At 42.2% G+C, this 2,122-nt stretch carries 1 protein-coding gene and 1 pseudogene; one reads left to right on the top strand and one right to left on the bottom strand.

The window, feature by feature from the left end; genetic code table 11:
• The coding region (locus ACP5KC_RS10250) for a hypothetical protein (RefSeq protein WP_428287517.1) at positions 1-1,173 on the top strand (1,173 nt) is incomplete at its 5' end.
• Between the two features lie 715 nt (positions 1,174-1,888).
• Here the strand turns inward: ACP5KC_RS10250 and ACP5KC_RS10245 are convergent.
• Positions 1,889-2,122: pseudogene (locus ACP5KC_RS10245) on the bottom strand (PIN domain-containing protein); the annotation flags it as partial.

Raw genomic sequence — 2,122 nt, 5'->3', positions numbered from 1 at the left:
TACACGATAACAATAACTGTATATCAATCAGATGGTCTGTTTTCTAGTGAAAGGGTAACTGTTAATTTAGAGGAGAATAATTCCAAGCAATCAAAAGTAATGGTAGAAATTAGAGTAGGTGAAGATCTTAATAAATGTGAAGGTGTCTTCCCGACATGCTATGAAGCTCATTGGGAAATAATAGGATTAGGTACAGACAAATCGAATCAAGCGGATTACTTCCTGAGTCGGGAGAAACATACACTTGAAGTAAGTATAAGATACACTGATATGGGTAGAGATATGGGCAGGAAGGCGATCAAGAGATACGAAATAGATCTCACAAACTACCCTGGTAAAAAATTAACCATAACTATAAATTATGATAAAAACGTGAATGAGATTTACCTTACTTTTGACCCTCCCACAGTATCAATCAGTGAACCAAATCCCTCGGACATTGAGGTATCTGTGAATGGTCCTTATGAAAGCTGGCTGGACTTGAACTTTATAAGGAGTTTGTTTGGCTGGGGTAGAATCTACCGTTACAGTGTGACTGTGAAGAACAAGGGCAGTGATCTTGTAATAATAACAGGTTTATTCACATATCTCGCTAAGATGGATTCATTCAAGAATGTCGAATTTAAACTGTTGAAAGCTCCAAGATTGGAGGGGAGGCTTTACAACTACTACCAGAAAATTGCCAAGATAGCATTTGGACAAGGAGCTTATGGTGTTCCAAGTGCGCTTGCAGACGTTGTTGAGGCAGCCTATCTTGGGGGATATGAGGGAGCATTTCTCGCAGCTTACGTTAAAAACCTCCCGGGCAAGCTTGCAGACCTTGTAGCAGAGACCCGTGAAAAGGAGGGAATACCGTCTACAACAGGAGGCTTTTACGGAAACATTCCTTACGTGGAGGTTAGGCCATACTACATCAATGTCAAAATGTATGTCCCCCCGATGCTTAAGCCTGGAGAAGAAGTCCAATTTGAGGTTGTATTTGAGGAGGCCTCCGCAAAATCAGCTCAAGGGGCTGTACCTATTTTCCAGGCTTCATTCTTTCAGGCAAAGAAGAGGGTGGATCTAATGGGGCTTTGGGATATAATGGAATATTATGTTAACTTTATGCTCAGCCAACAGTATGGGGACTTTAACATAGCGAAATCGACTGTGAAAGGGAAACCGATTCCCTAAAATATTTTTTTATTAAAGCTTTAAATTAGTACAATATGCTTGGCCTTATAATAGTCTCATAAACAACAAAACCACCGAGCTCTAAAAGAGCTTCCTATCGATTACGAGTTTCACAGCTTTCTCACTTCCTTGCCCAGCTATCTCATAAGGTCTCTCAACGTAACGCTTTAACTCACGTTACTCAGGCTTTAACCTTGGTGAAAAGTTCCTCAATCAAGCTTCAAATTTCAGCTTCGCCTATTCATATTGAGACGGGCCCAGCCCTTGAAAAGTTTCCCATCAGGTTATTGATTTTCCTAGATGCTTTCAACTCTCTATCCTTCTCATCGAGGTTATCTAGAATTATTGCACTAGCATAATTTTCGTCCTAGAGGCTTCTGGTAGTCCCTCCCATAACCAGGGTAAAAGCAATCCCCTGCACTCTCCACCGCATAAAAACTTATAAGCTTCTTTCAAGGCTGAATTCTAGGCTAAGGTTGGACATGCCGAGATAGATTGAAACGTTACTCTAGCAGCTGGGAGAGCGCGAAGAAAAGGGGCGTGGAGTTGGTTGAGGGAATATTCAGGAGGCTGATCGATGTCCCTAGAGGAAAAACACGGGTGGAAGCTTAACTTCATAGTTTTTATAAGCACTTTATCTAGGGTAACTCCGTGATATCCCCGAAGTTCCTGAAGTGTTTATCAAAGCTATATATCACTTTAATATTCTCGTCTTTCATATTAAGGTAACTATCGCGTCGTTAATGCTAACCCCCGTAGATATGGGAACCGCTGCCTCGTAATCATCCTTATCAACTTCTATCACCTCGATGTTCTCCATGCTTAGAAGCCCAGCGACAAACCCCAGGCTCGACTCCACGATATTCGCGATCTCACTCACATGCTCAACCGTGGTGATCACAGGCTCCCCCCTCTCCACCCTCAAGATCATAGTCCTAGCAGCCTCCTT

Source organism: Infirmifilum sp. (genome assembly GCF_049970975.1).
In the GTDB taxonomy this organism is placed as follows: Archaea; Thermoproteota; Thermoprotei; order Thermofilales; family Thermofilaceae; genus Thermofilum; species Thermofilum uzonense.
Note: the sequence above shows the minus strand (reverse complement) of the source record. Positions and strands in the feature narration are given on the sequence as shown.